Origin of the sequence: Winogradskyella wandonensis, from assembly GCF_004346845.1 — a bacterium.
In the GTDB taxonomy this organism is placed as follows: Bacteria; Bacteroidota; Bacteroidia; order Flavobacteriales; family Flavobacteriaceae; genus Winogradskyella; species Winogradskyella wandonensis.
In genome coordinates, this window is record NZ_SMGI01000004.1 from 198,975 (window position 1) to 218,595 (window position 19,621).

The 19,621-nt window shown below is 35.8% G+C and carries 11 protein-coding genes and 1 tRNA gene; 6 read left to right on the forward strand and 6 right to left on the reverse strand.

Features of this window, described 5'->3' with window-relative positions:
• Positions 1-6: 6 nt before the first annotated feature.
• Together DFQ05_RS11815 and DFQ05_RS11820 are read right to left on the reverse strand one after the other, a co-directional pair.
• Complete coding sequence (locus DFQ05_RS11815; RefSeq protein ID WP_132705616.1) at positions 7-1,161, reverse strand: DoxX family protein; 1,155 nt, start codon at positions 1,159-1,161, stop codon at positions 7-9.
• Positions 1,162-1,257: 96 nt separating this feature from the next.
• Positions 1,258-2,646, reverse strand: a complete 1,389-nt coding sequence (locus DFQ05_RS11820; RefSeq protein WP_132705617.1) for a dipeptidase — start codon at positions 2,644-2,646, stop codon at positions 1,258-1,260.
• Between the two features lie 127 nt (positions 2,647-2,773).
• Here DFQ05_RS11820 and DFQ05_RS11825 point away from each other — a divergent pair.
• Positions 2,774-2,855, forward strand: a tRNA-Leu gene (locus DFQ05_RS11825).
• Positions 2,856-3,023: 168 nt separating this feature from the next.
• Here DFQ05_RS11825 and DFQ05_RS11830 read toward each other — a convergent pair.
• The 4 genes from DFQ05_RS11830 to DFQ05_RS11845 form a co-directional block, all read right to left on the reverse strand.
• Positions 3,024-5,933, reverse strand: coding sequence for an alpha-amylase family glycosyl hydrolase (locus tag DFQ05_RS11830; RefSeq protein WP_132705618.1), 2,910 nt, complete (start codon positions 5,931-5,933; stop codon positions 3,024-3,026).
• A gap of 87 nt (positions 5,934-6,020) precedes the next feature.
• Complete coding sequence (locus DFQ05_RS11835) at positions 6,021-7,196, reverse strand: SusE domain-containing protein (protein WP_132705619.1); 1,176 nt, start codon at positions 7,194-7,196, stop codon at positions 6,021-6,023.
• A gap of 21 nt (positions 7,197-7,217) precedes the next feature.
• Positions 7,218-8,786 (reverse strand): RagB/SusD family nutrient uptake outer membrane protein, encoded by a 1,569-nt coding sequence (locus DFQ05_RS11840; protein ID WP_241974262.1) that lies wholly within the window; start codon positions 8,784-8,786, stop codon positions 7,218-7,220.
• Between the two features lie 67 nt (positions 8,787-8,853).
• Complete coding sequence (locus tag DFQ05_RS11845) at positions 8,854-11,742, reverse strand: SusC/RagA family TonB-linked outer membrane protein (RefSeq protein WP_132705621.1); 2,889 nt, start codon at positions 11,740-11,742, stop codon at positions 8,854-8,856.
• 279 nt (positions 11,743-12,021) lie between these two features.
• Between DFQ05_RS11845 and DFQ05_RS11850 the strand changes: the two genes are divergently transcribed.
• The 5 genes from DFQ05_RS11850 to DFQ05_RS11870 all read left to right on the forward strand — a co-directional run bounded on the left by DFQ05_RS11850 (position 12,022) and on the right by DFQ05_RS11870 (position 19,613).
• Entirely contained in the window at positions 12,022-13,062 is a 1,041-nt protein-coding gene (locus DFQ05_RS11850) for a LacI family DNA-binding transcriptional regulator (RefSeq protein ID WP_132705622.1), read from the forward strand.
• A gap of 133 nt (positions 13,063-13,195) precedes the next feature.
• Positions 13,196-14,569 (forward strand): MFS transporter, encoded by a 1,374-nt coding sequence (locus DFQ05_RS11855; protein WP_132705623.1) that lies wholly within the window; start codon positions 13,196-13,198, stop codon positions 14,567-14,569.
• A gap of 2 nt (positions 14,570-14,571) precedes the next feature.
• Positions 14,572-15,249: a beta-phosphoglucomutase gene (gene pgmB, locus DFQ05_RS11860; protein WP_132705624.1), complete on the forward strand. Its 678-nt coding sequence runs from the start codon at positions 14,572-14,574 to the stop codon at positions 15,247-15,249.
• A gap of 32 nt (positions 15,250-15,281) precedes the next feature.
• Positions 15,282-17,588, forward strand: a complete 2,307-nt coding sequence (locus DFQ05_RS11865) for a glycoside hydrolase family 65 protein (protein WP_132705625.1) — start codon at positions 15,282-15,284, stop codon at positions 17,586-17,588.
• A 54-nt stretch (positions 17,589-17,642) separates the two neighbouring features.
• Positions 17,643-19,613, forward strand: a complete 1,971-nt coding sequence (locus DFQ05_RS11870; RefSeq protein ID WP_132705626.1) for a glycoside hydrolase family 13 protein — start codon at positions 17,643-17,645, stop codon at positions 19,611-19,613.
• Positions 19,614-19,621: the final 8 nt, after the last annotated feature.

The following is a 19,621-nucleotide window of genomic DNA, read 5'->3' on the forward strand; positions in this document are numbered from 1 at the left end:
AGGATACTATTTGTTGTAAGGGCGTTCGTTTATCCAATTAAATCCACGCGAATGTAAATGGAATTCGTTTAAATCCTTTTTCTTTAAGGTTACAAAAATACTATCACTTTCAATTTTACCCCATAATTTAAGAAGATTAGGTTTGGGCAAATCAAACTCAAAATTAAGACTGTCTTTGATGCTGTATTGACTGTAAATAGAAATTTTATTTTCAGTGGTATCTGTTTCAAAAGTGTGTCTTACCAGCTTATCGGTCATAGTCTTTACAACAGCTTTGCCTTTCCGTTCAATTAATAGATAGCGCCAACGATGAGAATCTGTAGTCAATGGCGGAATCGTGTCATTATTTTTTATAAAGGTTTTAGTTTCCCAAATCCCATAGAGTGCAGGTCTATGATTTTGGTCACTAATATTTAGCTGCCCTAAATAACCTAATGCACACCCGGCAATAAGAAGAATAGGAAGTGTTATTTTCTTTATAATAGAAATAGTTTTATGATAACTTTTCGAAGTTTCAGGATGGTAAAAATCATAAGCTTCGGTACTTTTATTTTTTATAAAAACGGCTAGAAACCGTTTAATATCTGTCATAAAAATGATGCTTGCCATCAATATTAAATGAATAGAAAATAGTTTAACAGGTATATCGAACATCAAGTTCATCATAGCTACCTGAGTCATCACACCAATGACAATAAAAGCTCCGAGTGTTGATGTGCGTCTCCAGATTAGTAAAACTCCGCCGAGTATTTCCATAACACCTGCAAACATTCCAAAACCTTTAGAATATCCCATATACGTCCAGGCTAGTCCCATTGGCGAAAACTCACCTAAGGGCTGAAGTAATTTTACAAATGATGGCGGTTGAAACTGGATTTGAAAGACTTTTACAAATCCATATAATAGCATAGCTAGTATTATAAAAACTCTAAGCACAACTAAGAACCAATAAAAGGCTTTATTGTATTCCTTTCTGTTAGGTTTTAGTACTGACCATAAAAAAGTTATAATTACTGCTAGAACAAAATTAACAAATAGTGTTATATAAGCATAGGTGTTATCTCCACTGCCATAACCACTTACATCAAAGTTATAAGAAAACCCAAGCAGCGACTTACCAATCCATTTAAAAGGTGTTTCAAACAAACTACTGGTAAACATCAATAAAATATAGAGTAGAAAGTATGAGAAGATAAACCTGAAAACTAGTTTACTTCTCAGTGACCAAACTTCTCTATACGATTGACTTAGCAGCATTTATTGTTTTAACTCTGTAAAGTATTTATAAAAGTAAGGAATGGTTTCGATACCTTTTAAGTAATTCCAAATACCAAAATGCTCATTTGGCGAATGGATTGCATCACTATCTAAACCAAATCCCATTAGTATAGTTTTGCTTTTTAATTCTTGCTCAAATAGAGATACAATTGGTATGCTTCCTCCGCTACGTTGCGGTATGGGTGTTTTTCCGAATGTTTGCTCGTAAGCTTTCGCAGCTGCTTTATAACCGATACTATCTATTGGTGTCACATAACCTTGACCGCCGTGATGTGGAGTTACTTTTACACTAACTCCTGCAGGAGCAATACTTTCAAAGTGTGTTTTGAATAGTTCCGTAATCTCTTCCCAATCTTGGTTGGGTACCAAGCGCATTGAGATTTTTGCATAGGCTTTACTAGTGATGACTGTTTTTGCACCTTCACCAGTGTAGCCGCCCCAAATTCCGTTAACATCTAAAGTTGGTCTAATAGAGTTACGCTCATTCGTAGTATAGCCTTCTTCACCATAAACAGCATCGATGTCCAAGGCTTTTTTGTAGTCTTCTAAAGAGAATGGCGCTTTTGCCATTTCGGCACGTTCAGCGTCCGAAAGATTTTCTACTTTATCATAAAATCCCGGAATGGTAATATGATTATTTTCGTCATGGAGTGAGGCAATCATCTTCGTTAAAACATTAATCGGATTTGCCACAGCGCCACCATACAAACCAGAATGTAAATCGCGGTTTGGCCCAGTAACTTCAACTTCTACATAGCTTAAACCACGAAGTCCAGTTGTAATAGATGGAACGTCCTTGGCAATCATTCCCGTATCGGAAATGAGAATGACATCGTTCTTTAATTTTTCACGATTTGCTTTTACAAAATGCGATAGATTAACACTGCCGACTTCTTCTTCTCCTTCAATCATAAACTTAACGTTACATGGCAATTCACCATGAGACGTCATATATTCTAAGGCTTTCACGTGCATGTACATTTGGCCTTTATCATCGCAAGCACCTCGAGCAAAAATGGCGCCTTCAGGATGTAAATCTGTATTTTTAATTACAGGCTCAAAAGGAGGTGAATGCCATAAATCTAATGGGTCTGGTGGTTGCACATCGTAATGGCCGTAAACCAATACTGTTGGCAGTTTAGGGTTTATAATTTTTTCGCCATATACAATTGGGTAGCCATCAGTTTTACAAATTTCTACATGCTCGCAACCTGCTTTTTCTAGGCTGGTCTTGATAACTTCTGCAGTTTGAATCGTTTGCTTTTCGTATGCAGAATCTGCACTAATAGACGGGATTTTTAAAAGCTCGATGAGCTCGTCTATAAAGCGTTGTTTATTTGAAGAAATATAAGATTGAATACCAGACATAATTTATAATTTGTGTGTCTAACAAAAATAAGAAAAGCTAAAGGACTATTTATTGTTTTAAAGCTATTTGATTATTGAAAACATTGTTTATATTTGCATCCCGATTTTAAACATAATCGGTCTTATTGCGGGCGTGGTGGAATTGGTAGACACGCTAGACTTAGGATCTAGTGCCGCGAGGTGTGGGAGTTCGAGTCTCCCCGCCCGCACAATAAAAAAGAGCTGACTTATAGAGTTGGCTCTTTTTTTTTTTAGAAGATTTGTAATCATATCAGACGAGAAGTTTACCCTGAGCGCAGTCGAAGGGAGTCTCCCTACGCGCACAAACAAAAAAGCTTCTCATTTGAGAAGCCTTTTTCTACTATATGAACTTGACATTAAAGTTTAATTAGTTTTGAAGTGCTTATTTGATTACTTTCATTTTTCGCCCTTAAAATATAAACGCCAGTTTTTAAACTAGAAATGTCGAACGAATCTGAGCTATTAAAATAACCTTTATACCATTTTATTAACTTGCCTGATAAATCATAGATTTCTACATCAGATATATTTGAGTTTATTTGAAATGATGTATTCGCCGGATTAGGATAAATATTAAAAGTATTAAATGATACATCATTAGTGCTTAATGCAGCTACCGATTGGTTACCAAAGATTCTAAATTGTCCAGCAGGTACAGTTATAGAAGTCGTAGAACCAGGAACAGTTGTTGTTCCAGTTTCGTCCATTAAATCATACCAAGTCGTAACTCCAGCTGTAAATACTGGATCTATATTTTGAGATACAACATCGAAATTAGCGATGATAAAAACATCATTAAGTTCTGTGTTTGCAATACTATTATCAAATACACGAATTGAAGGTGTAAAATCTGTAGAATTCGAGAAAATAGTATAATCGCCTTCAAAAACGTCTTCTGTAGTTTTAAGAGCATGTAGGCGTGCCCAATCACTATAGATTTGAGAGCGCAACGCATCAGAAAGCCAATTATTTGTCCATTGTGGTTGTGGCTTTGTATCTAATTTACAATCACCAGGAGCGGCATCACCTTCTGTATTTACTGTTCCATTTGTGCAAGTAAATATTGAGTTTTCCATACCTAACTCTCCAAAATGCCAAATCATTTTAGGGCCAGGCACCATTACAGAAACTGCTCCTAATGCGGACATTCTAGAAAGTGCTGTATTAAGGTCAGTGACATTATAACCACCAAAATTTTTACCGTTGATAATGTTGTTATACATTAAACGTTCTTCGTCATGACTTTCTGGGTATCCGATAACTCTTGGACCATTAAAACCAGCTCTGTCTTTATGTCCCATGCGTCTTATATCCTTATTTAAATCCTGTCCCATAGTAAGCTCGTTGTAAGGTCCAGTCATTTTACCCCACATCATAACACCTTTACCTTCATCAAGACGGTAATTTGCCCATTCTTTTTCTTCATTATCAGAACCTAAATGCTCAAAAATTGAATAGTGGTCTGGGTCAATTGCCCACAGATGGTCGATATATTCTTTTAAAACGTCTATTCGGTCTTGCTGGTAGTTTTGCGTACAACCAAAATCACCATCAAAAGTGCCATTTCCGCAGTTTTGTGTAAAGCCTTTTGTTAAATCCCAACGGTATCCATCTATTTTGTATTCTTCTATCCAGTAGGCAGTAACTTGCTTAACGTAATCTCTAGTTAATGTATTACTATGATCAAAATCACTACCAACATTAAAAGAATGCGTAGGAAAAACGTTAAAGTAAGGGTTTTCTGTTGATGGGCCACCCCAACCGTCGCCGTCTGGATCATCCATCCACATACGGACGAGAGGATTACGACCAAAAGCATGATTAAAAGCAATATCTAAGATAACGGCAATTCCATTTTGATGACAAACATCAACTAATTCCTTAAATTTTTCTGGTGTGCCATAAAACTTATCTAATGCCATATGGAAGGCTGTATTGTAGCCCCAACTTTCGTTGCCTTCAAACTCCATAACTGGCATTAATTCGATAGCATTCACACCAAGATTTTTGAAATAATCTATCCTGTCTATTATGTCTTGGTAATTTCTGTTAGCATCGAAATCTCTAACTAAAAGTTCGTAAACAATAAGGTCTTCTTCTTTTGGTTTGTTAAAGTTTGTAACAACCCAATTATAAGGTGTTTGTCCCGTTTGTAATACGGTTACTTCGCGTTCTTGCCCAGTAGGATAAGCTGGTAAATTAGGATAAGACGACGCAGGAATAAATGGGTCGTCAAATGGAGATAATACAAGCGTTGAATAAGGATCTGCTACTTTGACTAATACTGGAGAGCCACTAATAGGTGTGGTGTCGTATACCCAATATTGATAAGTTTCAATTTGTCCTGAAGTAAGTCCTGTAATTTCTAACCAATATTTACCAGTAACAGGATCCCGTTTCATAACATCGGATGCTTGAGGTTGGTAATTGTTAAAGCTTCCAGCGACTTCAACAAAATCTTTATTAGGTGCTGTAAGCACTAATGTCGCCTTAGTTGCATCAGTGGAGTCATAATTAATTCCGTCAACTAAACCTGCTGGCAATGCTTCTTCTACAACTGTTGGACTTACTATTACTTCTATGGTACCTTCTATATCGATATTGTTGTTAGAAGGCGGATTGCCTGTAAAAGTAACAGTACCGCTAGATGTTATATTAGTAATTGTATTGGAGCATCTAGGAAAACCACAAGTTCCACTTAAAGGGGTGTTACTTGCTGTACCAGAATAAGAAATAGAATATGTCGCTCCAAATTGGGTGTTTCCTTCAAATTCTATTTCTGTTTCTATAAATAAATCGTCACCAGAATTAAGAATAACGGTATTTTGCGTCGGATTTATAAAAACAATTTTCCCGAGTCCTAAGTCTTTAAAATTATCGCCACTTTGATTACTTCCATCTTGAGATTTTATAAGGAAACCTATTGTTGCTATACCGGTATTGTTAAAAAAATCGGTTGGTATACCAAAATTAAAAGAATATGTACCGTCGTTATTGTTTGTAAATTTTGCAGTTTCAGGAGAGTTACTAAAATCCGTACCTGTAGCTGTAGGGTTGTTTATTTGAGTACCATTATCGGTGATATGCCAAGCCCATAAATAAATATCAGACACACCCCATTCCGTTATTGGATTAAATCCAGAAACAGTTAAAGTAACGTTGTTATCCGTTTCTTCAAAAAATTCAGGAGACCAAGTAAAGGTTTGTGCCTTTACTGTTGCAGATGTATAAATTATACCAATTAGTAATAGTAAAGTTTTTTTCATTTTCATTTTTTTAAAAGAAAAGGCTATGATATCATAGCCTTTTCAGATTCTAATTATTTAGCATAATTATATTTTAATAAACTAAAATTACTCTAGAGTAATTGTTTTATTTACAGTGTCAATAATTGTAAAATATTGGCCAGTTTCTCCAATAAACATGAAGTTATTATCGCCATCCATTGCATTAGTTAATTTAGGATCAATTGTATATCCTGCATCAGCATAGTGAGGATAGTTTAATCCAGACCCCCAATCTGCATTGGCTGTAAAGAATCTAAAGTTAGCATCACCTTCGTTACGGTAATTAACCCATCCTTGGTAAATACCGTTACCTTCGCAAACTAATTGCACAGGAGTTTCCCAAGACCAATCTGCGTCGGTTAATCCAAATCCAACACCATAAAGGATGTCTAAATCACATTCTCCAGTTGCAGTAGGAGCATCTAAAGTTATAGTTTTGTTTACTGTGTCGATAACTAAATAGTACAATCCTGAATCTCCTGTAAACAAGAAATTCTGGTCGCCATCCATAGCATTTTCAAATCTAGAGTCTATTGTATACCCTGCATCAGCAAAGAATGGATAGTTTTGTCCAGAACCCCAATCTGCATTAGCTGTAAAAAATCTAAAGTTCGCGTCATTATCACTTGTAAAAGCAATATTTCCTGAGTATACGCCGTTACCAGAACATTTTGCTTGCTGAGGTGTTTCCCATGACCAGTTTGCAAAAGTTACTCCAGCACCTACTAACCATAGTTGATCTAAATCGCATACCGCAGCATCAGCTCCTGTATTTTCTAACCAAGTTATGGTTATAGTTTGAGTAGGAGAAAAATTAGCTTCTCCACTGCCCACAGTAGATTGTAATCTAAAGTAAACATCCACAGAATTTGGAGCATCTGTGTTTGGGTCATCATCAGAACCAGCTTCAACTGCGTAAGCAACAAAATCACCTACTGTTAGTGCAATCTCGTTACCAGAAGAAGTTCCAACGTTTTCTGCGTCAGTAAAGTCACCTGTAATTGACTTTTGCAATGTATAAACAACATTTGTTGGAACACCAACATCTGCTGATTGCCATGTGAAACGTTCAGCTATGTTAGATGATGTTGCAAAAGAAATTAAATATTCAGATAAAAATGAATTTGTAAAAACTAATTCATCATTGTTATTGGCTATAAAAACTACGTCATCTTCAGACTTACAGCCGTTAAAATTTAATAAGGCAAAGATGAAAAGGCCTATAATTGATAATTTTTTCATTTTATAATCGTGTTTTGTTAATTAGTATCCTGGATTTTGTTGTAAGTTGGTATTAACACCTAAATCATTTGCTGGCAGTGGCATTAAATCTCTAAATGCACTAGTTGTAGTACCTTGTGGAACTCCACCTTTCCATGCCCATGTTCCTTGAGTAGAGAAGCGACCGTATCTTATTAAGTCGGTTCTTCTATGTCCTTCCCAATATAATTCTCTCGAACGCTCGTCTAGAATAAAATCTAAAGTCAAATCAGAAGCTGATATATTGCCACTTGAGTCGCCATATGCGCGTTCTCTTATTTCGTTTACAAAGCCTAAAGCAGTAGACATATCACCGCCGCCACCTCTTAGATGGGCTTCAGCATACATTAAATACACGTCTGCTAGTCTAAACATAGGGAAATCTATATCTGCGTGCTCGCCTGATGGATCGTTACCTTGGTTACCATTTACATCGACGTTTTTCCATTTTGTTACAGCGTATCCATTAGTAAATGAGCCTATGTCTTCAATTTCTTTGGATTGTCCACTAGTGAAAAATAAAGCTCGCTGATCGGCTGAGTTTTCTTCACCTGGAAATTGTTCTACAAAAGTTGGCGTAGTTCTTAGACCACCCCAGCCTCCATTGATACCAAATTCAGAAGGAGACATTGTTCCACCAACAGGTGCATGAACCAAGAAAGTAGTTCCTGCATAGGACTGAATATTTAAGCCGTCAAATGGCACAGTAAAAATAACTTCTTCTTCGGCTCCGTTTCGGTCGTTATCTGCCAAGAAAGAATATTGATATGGGATTTGAGGAATGGTATATCCAGAACCTATAATTTGATTTGCATAGGTAATAACATCACTATATCTAGCGGTTCCAGTATATACTTCGGCATTCATGTATAGCTTAGCTAAAAGCATCCAAACTGCTGCTCTGTCTGCTCTTCCGTATGCGTTAGATCGTGGTGCTGGGATTTCAGATTCGATAGCTAACAATTCAGATTCAATAAAATCGAATAAATCTGAACGCATAATTTGTGGAGGTAAGAAACTTCCAACAGGGTCGTCCTCTGTAACAAAAGGAACATTACCAAATAAATCCATAGCATGATAGTAGGCAAGTGCTCTTAAGAAACGAGCCTCCACTCTATATCCGTTTACAACAGCTTTAAATTCATCTGTTTCACCACGTGCGTCTAATTTTTCAGGAGTAGTCTGTCTTAAGAACTCATTGACCAAAGTTACTTGGAATATAGTTCTATTATAAGCTGCTCTAGTAAAGTCATTACCAGCTGTCCAAGTTTGGGTGTTTAAAGCTCTAATACCACCATCATTCCAACCAATAATAGCTTCATCTGTTGGTAATTCTTGACATTTCCATATGGATCTGATGTATCCAGAGGCACCTTCGTCATCAGAGACAATATCTGGTTGCCCTGTAGTATTCTGCCCAGTCACAGCCAAACCTGCATATAATTTAGCAAAAGCTTGTTCGTAGCCTTCTTCTGTGGCAAATGCAGCTTCCGCAGTAAGACGGTTGTCTTCTGGGACTAAATCTAAACGACTTTCACACGATTGCATAAAGGCAATAATGGTCAAAGACATAAAGATTGTCTTAATTGATTTTAATCTTAACATAGCATTTTCAATTTATAATTAGTCTTCATTTTTTTTAGAATGTAAGGTTTAATCCAAACACAACACTTCTTGCTCTTGGATAAAAGTTGTTATCGATACCGTTAGCAATTTCCGGGTCTAATCCATCATAATCTGTAATCACAAAAAGGTTTGTTCCCGTAAGAGATGCTCTAACTTTAAGATTTTCGAATGGTAATTGGTATCCCAAAGAAAGGTTGTCTAACCTAACAAAATCAGCACGTCTTACGTAGTAATCAGAGAATAATTGCTGATTCGCAAACCCTGTGTATAAATAGCTTGCATTAACATTTGGTTGAAAGGCTCCTGGTGCATTTATGGCAGTCGCAAGAGCGCCATTACTAGAAGCTACGTTATTATATACATAGTTTCCAAAACTTCCTCTAAAAGTAAAGCTTAAATCAAAAGCCTTATAACTAAAATTATTGGTGAAACCAATAAACGCATCTGGAGTCGCTTTTTTATAAGCTTGTCTGTCTGCAGTAGTGATTTGGTTATCTCCATTAACATCAACATAAGCACCTTCTATAGGGTTTCCATCGGTGTCGTATACTTGCCTGAAAACAAAAAATGTAGATGGATCAAAACCTGGTCTTAAAATTTGAATAGTATTTCCTGTACCACCAGAAATACCTCCAGTTGGTATAGAAAAATCTGGATTATCAGTTAAACTTAGATTTTCAACCTCTACGTCTTGGAATGTTATATTGAAGTTAGTATCCCAATTTAAATTGTCTGATTGAATAATTTTACCATTCAAATTTAATTCTATACCTCTACTTGTTAATTCACCAACATTTGTAAGAATTTGGTCGGTAAGGTTTGAGCCAGCAGGTACTGGTACAAAAGATAATAAGTCCTTTGTTTCATTATAATAAGCATCTACTGAACCTGTTAATCGGTCATTGAATAATCCAAAATCTAAAGCGAGGTTGTAGTTTGTAGTTTCTTCCCATTTTAAATTTTCATCGAATCCATTTGGACGTAATGTAGGAATAAACTGCCCGTTGTTGAAGAAGCTTACTTGGTCATTAATAGCAGGCGTATAAACACCCAAGTATGCGTAGTTATTACCTACTTCTTGGTTACCGGTTACACCCCAACCACCTCTAAGTTTTAAGTTAGAAATAAATGAGTCTTTCATAAAGTCTTCGTTGCTGATTTTCCAACCAAATGATGCTCCAGGGAAATAACCTGTACGATTATCCGGAGAGAAGCGAGAAGAAATATCCGCTCTGTAACTTAAAGATAATAAGTATTTATCATCGTGATCAAAACTAGCTCTTGCAAAATAAGATTCTAAGCCGTTTCTATTAATTATTTCTGGATTAGTAATTAAAGCACCACCAGCACCAGTTAAGGTTTGATTAGAACTAATGTAAAACTCTTGATAAGCATGTCCAGCTGTAAGGTCTACCACAGTATTTATCGACTCAACATCTTTCTTATAGTTAAAATAAAAGTCAAGTGACGTATTTCTGTTTAATCCAGAATAGAAATTTTGAAAAGCAAAAGCGTTAGGATTATTAGGATTAGCTATATTAAATTGTTTTCCGTCATTCTCTGCGTAATCAATACCAGCATTTAAGTTAAAACGTAAATCTTTTAAAAACCAAAATTTATAATCGATGTTGAAGTTTGATATTAAACGCTTCGAGCGGTTATTATTTTGATTATCTTCTAATAGAGATAGAGGATTTCTAGGAGCCAAGTTGTCTCCTAATTCCGTGAAATTACCATTTTGATCAAAAATCGGTTGCGTTGGATCAAAGGCTACAGCAGCCCCGATGGCACCTGTATCTGCATAAGAATACTCATCAATAATACCTTTTGCAGTTAATGTTAATTTTAAATCATTATCTAATAGGCGCTGTACAAATGCAGTATTTAAAGCATTTCTTTCGTATAAATCCGTTCTAAGTGTACCTTGTTGAGATACGTGGTTAAGATTAACTCTAAAATTAAAGTTTTCGTAACCCTTAGAGGCAGTAACATTGTGTATTGCTCCTGTAGCTCTTTGATAAATTTCATCTTGCCAGTCGGTATTAGCATTGCCTGTCAAAGAAGTATCAAAAGCGGGTGAGATGTTAGCTAAGTTTCTGTACTGATCAGCACTTAAAACGTCTACTGTGTTGGTGACCTCTTGTACAGAAGCTTTTAAATCATACTCGATTTCTAATGGAGAATTTGTCTTACCCTTTTTGGTTGTAATTAAAATTACACCGTTAGAGGCTCTAGATCCATAAATAGCTGTAGCAGATGCGTCTTTAAGAACCACAAAATCTTCAATATCTGCTGGGTTAATAGCATTCAATGCGTTTCTTACACCTTGAACACCTCTTTGGTCTAAAGGTAATCCATCGACGACAATTAGTGGAGATTGATTAGCCGATAAAGACGATATACCACGGATTTGAATTTGAGAACCTTCACCTGCGGCACCACCGTTATTTGTAATCCTAACACCTGCAGATTTACCAGCTAATAATTGTTCTGGAGCCACAATTGCTCCACGGTTAAAGTCTTCGTCAGAAACTTTGTCTACGGCTCCAGTAGCATCTTGCTTGGTAGTAGAACCATAACCTATTAATACAATTTCATCTAGTTGTGCAGCGTCCTCTTGTAACACCACGTCAATTTTAGATTGTCCATTGTAAACTATTTCTTGATTAACGAAACCAACGAAAGAAAATACTAAAGTATCGCCGTTATTTACACTTAGGCTATACTTACCATCGAAATCTGTCGACGTTCCAGTGGTAGTTCCTTTAATAATGACATTTACTCCAGGTAATGGCATTGAGTTAGAACCATCTGTTACAGTTCCTGATACAGTGGATTGTGCAAACAGAGTTGCAGGTACCAAAAGAACACAAAACAAAATGGCATTTAAAAATGTTTTCATAAATTATTTTTAAGTTAATTGCTTTAGTTTATTTAACCATATTTTCACTTCTCGGGTTAAATTTATGTAAATTTAGAGCGTCGATTGTGTTAAAAAACATGACAAGCATCACGAAAACGTTTTCGTGTTAAAAACTTTTTGATAAAAGAAACTTGATGCATAATTTCAGAAAAAAATAAGAATTTCACAATAGCGAATATGTTAAATTATCAGGTCTACATTTATAAAATGGAAATAGAAAGGCTGATTTCGTAAATTTGAAATCTAAAAGTTAACTTAATGAAAAGAAAAATTACGCTTAAACAAATAGCTAAAGAATTAGATGTTTCTATATCTACTGTTTCTAAAGCATTACGTAATAGTGTTGAAATTAGCGAGGATACCAAGCAAAAGGTCCAAGCTTTTGCCAAGCTCTACAACTACAGACCAAATAACATTGCTTTAAGTCTTAAAAACCGCAAAACAAATACTATAGGTATAATTATACCCGAAATTGTGCATCATTTCTTTTCTAAAGTTATCCGAGGTGTAGAACTTGTGGCAAATCAACGTGGCTATAACGTAATTGTAGGTTTATCTAATGAGTCTTTTGCTAAAGAGGTTATTAATATGGAAATGTTGGCTAACGGAAGTATAGACGGCTTTATAATCTCACTCTCTAAAGAAACATTACGTCAACAAGATTACCATCATTTTAATGAAACAATCAATCAAGGAATGCCTATTGTTATGTTTGATAGAGTGGTGAATGAAATTCAGTGCGATAAGGTAATTGTTGATGATTTTGAAGGCGCGAAAAACGCCGTTGATAAGCTTGTAAATAACGGTTGCAACAACGTAGCGTTAATAACAACTAAAGATTATGTAAGCGTTGGAAGATTAAGAACACAAGGGTATATAGAATCTCTTAAAAATCATAATTTAGAATTAAAATCAGAGTTAATTCTAAAATTAGACGACAATATAGACTACGAAGTTAATCTTGATGCGTTAGAAAAAGAGATTCAACAGCTGTTTAAGGCTAACAAAACTATTGATGGTATTTTTGCTGTTAACGAATTATATGCACTTACTGCAATGCGAGTAGCAAGCAGGTTAGGTTTTAATGTTCCTAACGATATACAGGTAGTTGGTTTTACAGATGGTGTTTTATCTAAGCATTCTACCCCAAGTCTTTCTACAGTAAGTCAGCATGCACAATTAATGGGTGAAAAAGCGGCTACGTTGTTAATTGACCGATTAGAAAATGATGATGATTATGAAAACTACCAAACACAGATTATAGCCTCAGAACTTATTGAGCGTGAATCGACGAAGTAATGTTAACTTATTTGGCTGTTTCATATTCTTTACTACCTTTGTAACCATATCAAAACTAATATTTTCACTTCTCAAACGAAAAGTTTTGATAAGATAAGCTTATCAGAATAGTATTAATTTAAACATGCTATTAATGAAAAAGCGTATGCTAGGTTTCTGGGAAATTTGGAACATGAGTTTCGGTTTCTTAGGAATTCAATTTGGCTTTGCCCTTCAAGGCGGCTTTATGTCTCGAATATTTCAAACCCTTGATGCTAGTAAGGAAGATATCCCATTACTATGGATTGCGGCACCTTTAACGGGTTTAATTGTACAGCCAATTATAGGTTATTTAAGCGACCGTACTTGGCACAGAAAATGGGGACGAAGACGGCCTTATTTTTTAATTGGTGCAATTCTTAGTTCATTAGCATTATTTTTCGTGCCGTATTCTCCAGCACTTTGGATGGCCGCAGGTTTTCTTTGGATTCTTGATGCTTCCATTAATATTTCAATGGAGCCGTTTAGGGCTTTAGTAGCTGATAAGTTGAACGAAGCGCAGCGTACTTATGGTTTTGTAGTGCAAACTCTAATTATTGGCATCGGTACTTGGGTAGCGAGTAACTTACCTTGGTTGGTTTCGCAACTCGGTGTTAGTGATTCTGCAGATTTAGGTGTTGTGCCAAATTCTGTAAAAGTTGCTTTTGCTATTGGTGCTTTTGTCTTTTTAATCAGTATTCTTTACACAGTCTTTACAACTTCGGAATATCCTCCAGAAGATATGGAAGCCTTTGAAAGAGAACGCAAGCAGAAAAGCAGTTTCGTCTCAGACATTATAAATAATATTGGCAATATGCCAACCACAATGAAAAAACTTGGAGTGATTCAATTTTTTAGTTGGTTCGCCTTTTTCACAATGTGGAGTTTGGCAAATCCATCGTTGACAGAGCATATCTTTAAAACACCTGCGCCAGTACAATCAGATTTTAATATGGAAATTTCAGAGGATAAAGAGGCTTTTAATATCCAGAATACTGCATTCCAAAAATCATCAAATTTAGTAGGTTCTGCAATGGGTGTTTACGGATTATCTTCAATGGCATTCGCATTGATTTTAGTGGTTTACACTTCGAAAAGAAGATTGAATAGAAAGTATACACACATGATTGCACTCGCCATTGGTGGTGTTGGCTTTTTAATGATGAAATACGTTTCGCCAGAACAACTGAAATACTGTTTTATTTTAATAGGAATTTCTTGGGGAAGTATTCTATCTATGCCTTACGCCATGTTATCAAGTTCGGTAGATGAGAAAAAAATGGGAATGTTTATGGGATTATTCAATATGTTTATTGTAATTCCACAAATTATCGCAGCTCTTGGCGGCGTAAATTTTGTTTCCGGTCTATTAGGTGAAGAAGCTATTAATGCCATGACTGTCGCAGGAATTAGTTTAATTATTGCTGGCTTATGTAATTTCTTAATTACTAACAAATCGGCGATATCATATCAGCCAACAGAAGCTTAAAAATGAATAAAAAAGGATTCATATTTGACCTAGACGGTGTTATTGTAGACACAGCTAAATACCATTTCCTCGCATGGCGAAAACTTGCTAATGGACTAGGTATAGATTTTACTCATGAAGAAAACGAACAACTTAAAGGCGTAAGCCGTGTTCGCTCTCTCGAAAAAATATTAGAATGGGGCGGAAAAACCCTAAGCGAAGAAGAGTTTACAAGACTAATGGCAAAAAAGAACGAAGAGTATCTGGGATACATCAATAAGATGGACGCTTCAGAAATTCTTCCAGATGTCAATCGTGTATTAGAATTCTTATCTGAAAAAAATCAGGGTGTTGCATTGGGTTCTGCTAGTAAAAATGCTAGACCAATTTTAGAGAAAGTTAATCTCCTAGATAAATTTAATGCTATTGTAGATGGTAATGACGTATCTAAAGCCAAACCAGACCCAGAAGTTTTTCTCATAGGAGCAAAACTATTGAATATGAGACCAGAGGATTGTGTGGTTTTCGAAGATTCAGTTGCTGGTATTCAAGCTGCAAATAAGGCCGATATGATATCTATTGGTATTGGAGAAAAAGACGTTCTGCACGAAGCAGATTATGTATTTAAAGATTTTACAGAAATGTCTGAAGAGTTTATAGAGGCTATTGTTTCTGATAAAGTGACTAAAAAAATCAATTAAATCAGTTCATCACTGATATTACAATTAAGACAATGAATAATAATTATATAAAAGCGAATCCTTGGTCTATCATCGAAGAAGGATGGGATGCAAGCCGAGTAAAATCATCGGAAAGCCTAATGAGTTTAGGGAACGGAGCGATGGGTCAGCGTGCTAACTTCGAGGAATATTACTCAGGTGAAACCTTTCAAGGAAGTTACGTTGCAGGTGTTTATTATCCAGATAAAACACGTGTAGGTTGGTGGAAAAACGGATATCCAGAATATTTTGCAAAAGTACTCAACGCTCCTAATTGGATTGGAATTAATGTACACATTAACGACAAGCGTTTAGATTTAGCAACCTGTAAATCCGTAGAAAATTTTAGAAGGGAGCTCAACATGAAAGAAGGTTGGTTATCTCGAAGCTTTACGGCGACACTTCAGAACGATATTACAGTTAAAGTCGAAACAAGACGATTCCTAAGTTTAGATATCGACGAAATTGGTGCAATAGAATACAACGTTACACCCTTAAATGCAGATGTAAAGATAGAATATGCACCATACCTAGATAATGGCATCACCAATGAAGATTCTAACTGGGACGATAAGTTTTGGGATGTGCTAAGTGTAGATTTTGAAGACAATCAAGCGTTTATCGTGTCTCGTACCATGAAGACAGATTTCTACGTCTGTACCTATATGCAAGCCGAATTAGCCTTAAATGGTAAGACTATCAATACTGCTCCAGAAGTAGATGCCTACAAAGACATGATTTCTTTCGCTTACAGTCAAAATGTTTCGGCAAATCAAACCTTTACCATTACAAAATATGGTGGATACAATTCAGATAGAAATCACGATAGAAACCAATTAGTAGACGTTGCAAAAAAGACGCTTAATCATGTTTCAGAATTAGGGTTCAACACGCTTTTAGATAATCAAAAACAGGCTTGGGCAGAAATCTGGAATATGTCCGATATTACTATCGATGGCGATGTTGCAGCACAGCAAGGTATTCGTTTTAATATCTTTCAATTAAATCAGACTTATCTAGGAAAAGATGCGCGATTAAACATCGGACCTAAAGGATTTACTGGCGAAAAATATGGCGGAAGCACCTATTGGGATACAGAAGCCTATTGTATTCCGTTTTATATGGCAACCAAAGATCAGAGTGTTGCCAAAAGTTTGTTAGAATACCGTTACAAACACTTAGATAGAGCTATAGAAAATGCCGAAAAGCTAGGTTTCACTAACGGAGCAGCGCTATATCCAATGGTAACTATGAATGGTGAAGAATGCCACAACGAGTGGGAAATTACGTTTGAAGAAATACACCGAAACGGCGCCATTGCATTTGCTATTTTTAATTATCACAGATATACAGGTGATTATAGTTATATTCCTGAAAAAGGTCTTGAGGTGCTTATAGGAATTGCTCGTTTTTGGCAGCAACGTGCTAATTTTTCTACCGCAAAGAATAAGTATGTTATTCTTGGTGTTACAGGACCAAATGAATACGAGAATAATATTAATAACAATTGGTACACTAACTATATCGCAAAATGGTGTATTGATTATGCGATAGAAAATATTGAAAAGGTGAAGTCTGAATGCGCTTCAGATTATAACCGAATCATGGCAAAAGTTAATTTGTCTGAAGACGAATTGTCAAAATGGAAAGCCGTTGCTGGCAATATGTATTTTCCTTATGATGAAGAACGAAATATCTACTTACAGCAAGATGGATTTTTAGATAAAGAATTAATAACTGTAGCAGATTTACCAAAATCAGAAAGACCAATTAATCAAAAATGGTCATGGGATAGAATTCTACGTTCACCATATATAAAGCAAGCGGATACACTTCAAGGATTTTATTTCTTCGAAAACCATTTTACAGATGAAGAATTAGAGCGTCATTTTGATTTTTACGAACCATTTACACTTCACGAAAGTTCGTTATCACCTTGTGTACATAGTATTCAAGCAGCTAAACTTGGGCGTATGGACCAAGCATATGAGTTTTATTTAAGAACGTCTCGCTTAGATTTAGACGATTACAATCACGAAGTAGAAGAAGGATTGCACATTACGTCTATGGCAGGAACTTGGATGAGTATTGTTGAAGGTTTTGGTGGTATGCGTATTATAAATGATACCTTGTCTTTTGAGCCTAAAATTCCTGAGCAATGGGAAGCGTATTCCTTTAAAGTGAATTTTAGAAACCAAATACTTAGAGTTAATGCTTGTAAAGGACATACCCACTTTGAGTTAGAAGGTGACCATGACCTTAATATATTGGTAAACGGAAAACCAATTACAATTACAGCTAATAGCTTAGTTACAGTGTAAATAATTATAAGCCTTACAAGAAATTCTTGTGAGGCTTTTTTAATACAACTTCATATGAAATCATCTAATTCTCACTTTCTAATCATAATGTTTTTGTCGCTGTTAGTATGTGTGTCATGTAAGAAAAACAAGACCGAAGAAACTATTGAAAACCAAACTGAAGTTGTAGACCAAAACGATATAGAACGTGTAGAGCCGCCACATTGGTGGGTTGGTTTTAAAAGTGATAGTCTACAGTTAATGATTCATCACGATAATATTGCTGATTTTTCACCAAGTATTTCTTACGAAGGTGTAACCGTAGAAAAAGTTTCGAAAGGCGATAATAGCAATAACTATTTGTTTATTGATTTAGATATTTCAAAAGCAAATTCGGGGAAATTCAATATAAAATTTGAAAACGAAAATGCTGAAACCTTATTAGCAACATACGAGTTAAAAGAACGATTAAGGCCATCTGAGGATTATGTAGGTTTTAATAGCAGTGATGCTATTTACCTAATTACACCAGACCGTTTTGCAAATGGCAATGTGGCTAACGATTCACCTTCAGGTATCGAAGGACAGCCAGAACTTTTAGAGCGTACCGTTGATAGAACAAATAGTTATGCTAGACATGGCGGCGATATTTCAGGAGTTATTCAGCATATAGATTACATTAAAAATCTTGGTTTTACAGCTGTTTGGCCTCAGCCACTATTAACTAATGATATGCAAGAAGGGTCTTATCATGGGTATGCCATCACAGATTTATACCAAATAGATCCGCGTTTTGGAACCAATGAAGAGTATCAGCTATTATCTAAAAAACTACAAGAAAATGGCATGAAACTCATTATGGACCAAGTGGCAAACCATTGCGGCTTGTACCATTGGTGGATGAAAGATTTACCTTTTAAAGACTGGCTAAATCTTCAACAAAATTTTGAAGAAAATAGAGAAAACTGGGGAAATTCCTTCACAACATATTCCAACCACAGGCGTACAACTAATCAAGATATTTATGCCTCCGAAGCGGATAGAAAAGGAAATAACCAAGGTTGGTTTGTGGCAACCATGCCAGACTTGAATCAGCGTAATCCGTTTATGGCAAGATACATTATTCAAAATAGTATTTGGTGGATTGAGACCGCTCAGTTAGGAGGCATCCGTCAAGACACGTATCCTTACCCAGACAAACAGTTTATGAGTGATTGGGCTGGCGCGATTATGACAGAATATCCTAATTTTTCTATTGTTGGTGAAGAATGGAGCTATAATCCGTTACTTATTGGCTATTGGCAAGAAGGCGCAAAAAATAACGATGGTTACGATTCTAACCTCAAATCTACTATGGATTTTGCTATGCAGCAAAAAGTGGTTGATGCCATTAAAGAAGAAGAATCTTGGGATAAAGGTTTGGTTAAAATCTACGAAGGCCTAGCTAATGACTTTCATTATGCCAATCCAAAAGACATTATGATTTTTGAAGGCAATCATGATATGAGTCGCATTTTTACACAAATGGATGGCGACGTAACCAATACAAAAATGGCTATGGCAACGTATGCTGTTATGCCGCGTATCATTCAAATGTACTACGGAACAGAAATCTTAATGGATGATTTTGAAATTCCGGGAGACCACGGTTTAATTCGTACTGATTTTCCTGGTGGTTGGCAAGGCGATACGGTAAATGCATTTACTGGCGAAGGTTTAACGGAGGACCAAAAGGATATGCAAGCGTTTATTACCAAATTATTCAATTTTAGAAAAAATAGTAAAGCCATTCATGATGGTAAAACCGTTCATTTTGCACCTTTTGTAGGAACATACTTTTTGTATAGAACTCTAGGCGATGAGACCGTTGTTTTAATCCTAAATAAAAACGAAAAGCCAATTACGATAGACCTTAATTACCAATCTGAAATGGGATTAAAAGGAAAAACGCTTACAAATGTAATAACAGGAGAGTCTCAACTTTGGGGAGATGTTTTGGAGCTAAAGCAAAAAGGCGTAACGCTTTTAACCACTAAAATGAATTAAAAATTAAA

Coding starts and splice junctions, on each gene's coding strand:
- DFQ05_RS11815 (WP_132705616.1), bottom strand. CDS start 1,161: ATGTTTACCAGTAGTTTGTTTGAAACACCTTTTAAATGGATTGGTAAG.
- DFQ05_RS11820 (WP_132705617.1), bottom strand. CDS start 2,646: ATGTCTGGTATTCAATCTTATATTTCTTCAAATAAACAACGCTTTATA.
- DFQ05_RS11830 (WP_132705618.1), bottom strand. CDS start 5,933: ATGAAAAAAACTTTACTATTACTAATTGGTATAATTTATACATCTGCA.
- DFQ05_RS11835 (WP_132705619.1), bottom strand. CDS start 7,196: ATGAAAAAATTATCAATTATAGGCCTTTTCATCTTTGCCTTATTAAAT.
- DFQ05_RS11840 (WP_241974262.1), bottom strand. CDS start 8,786: ATGTCTTTGACCATTATTGCCTTTATGCAATCGTGTGAAAGTCGTTTA.
- DFQ05_RS11845 (WP_132705621.1), bottom strand. CDS start 11,742: ATGAAAACATTTTTAAATGCCATTTTGTTTTGTGTTCTTTTGGTACCT.
- DFQ05_RS11850 (WP_132705622.1), top strand. CDS start 12,022: ATGAAAAGAAAAATTACGCTTAAACAAATAGCTAAAGAATTAGATGTT.
- DFQ05_RS11855 (WP_132705623.1), top strand. CDS start 13,196: ATGAAAAAGCGTATGCTAGGTTTCTGGGAAATTTGGAACATGAGTTTC.
- pgmB (WP_132705624.1), top strand. CDS start 14,572: ATGAATAAAAAAGGATTCATATTTGACCTAGACGGTGTTATTGTAGAC.
- DFQ05_RS11865 (WP_132705625.1), top strand. CDS start 15,282: ATGAATAATAATTATATAAAAGCGAATCCTTGGTCTATCATCGAAGAA.
- DFQ05_RS11870 (WP_132705626.1), top strand. CDS start 17,643: ATGAAATCATCTAATTCTCACTTTCTAATCATAATGTTTTTGTCGCTG.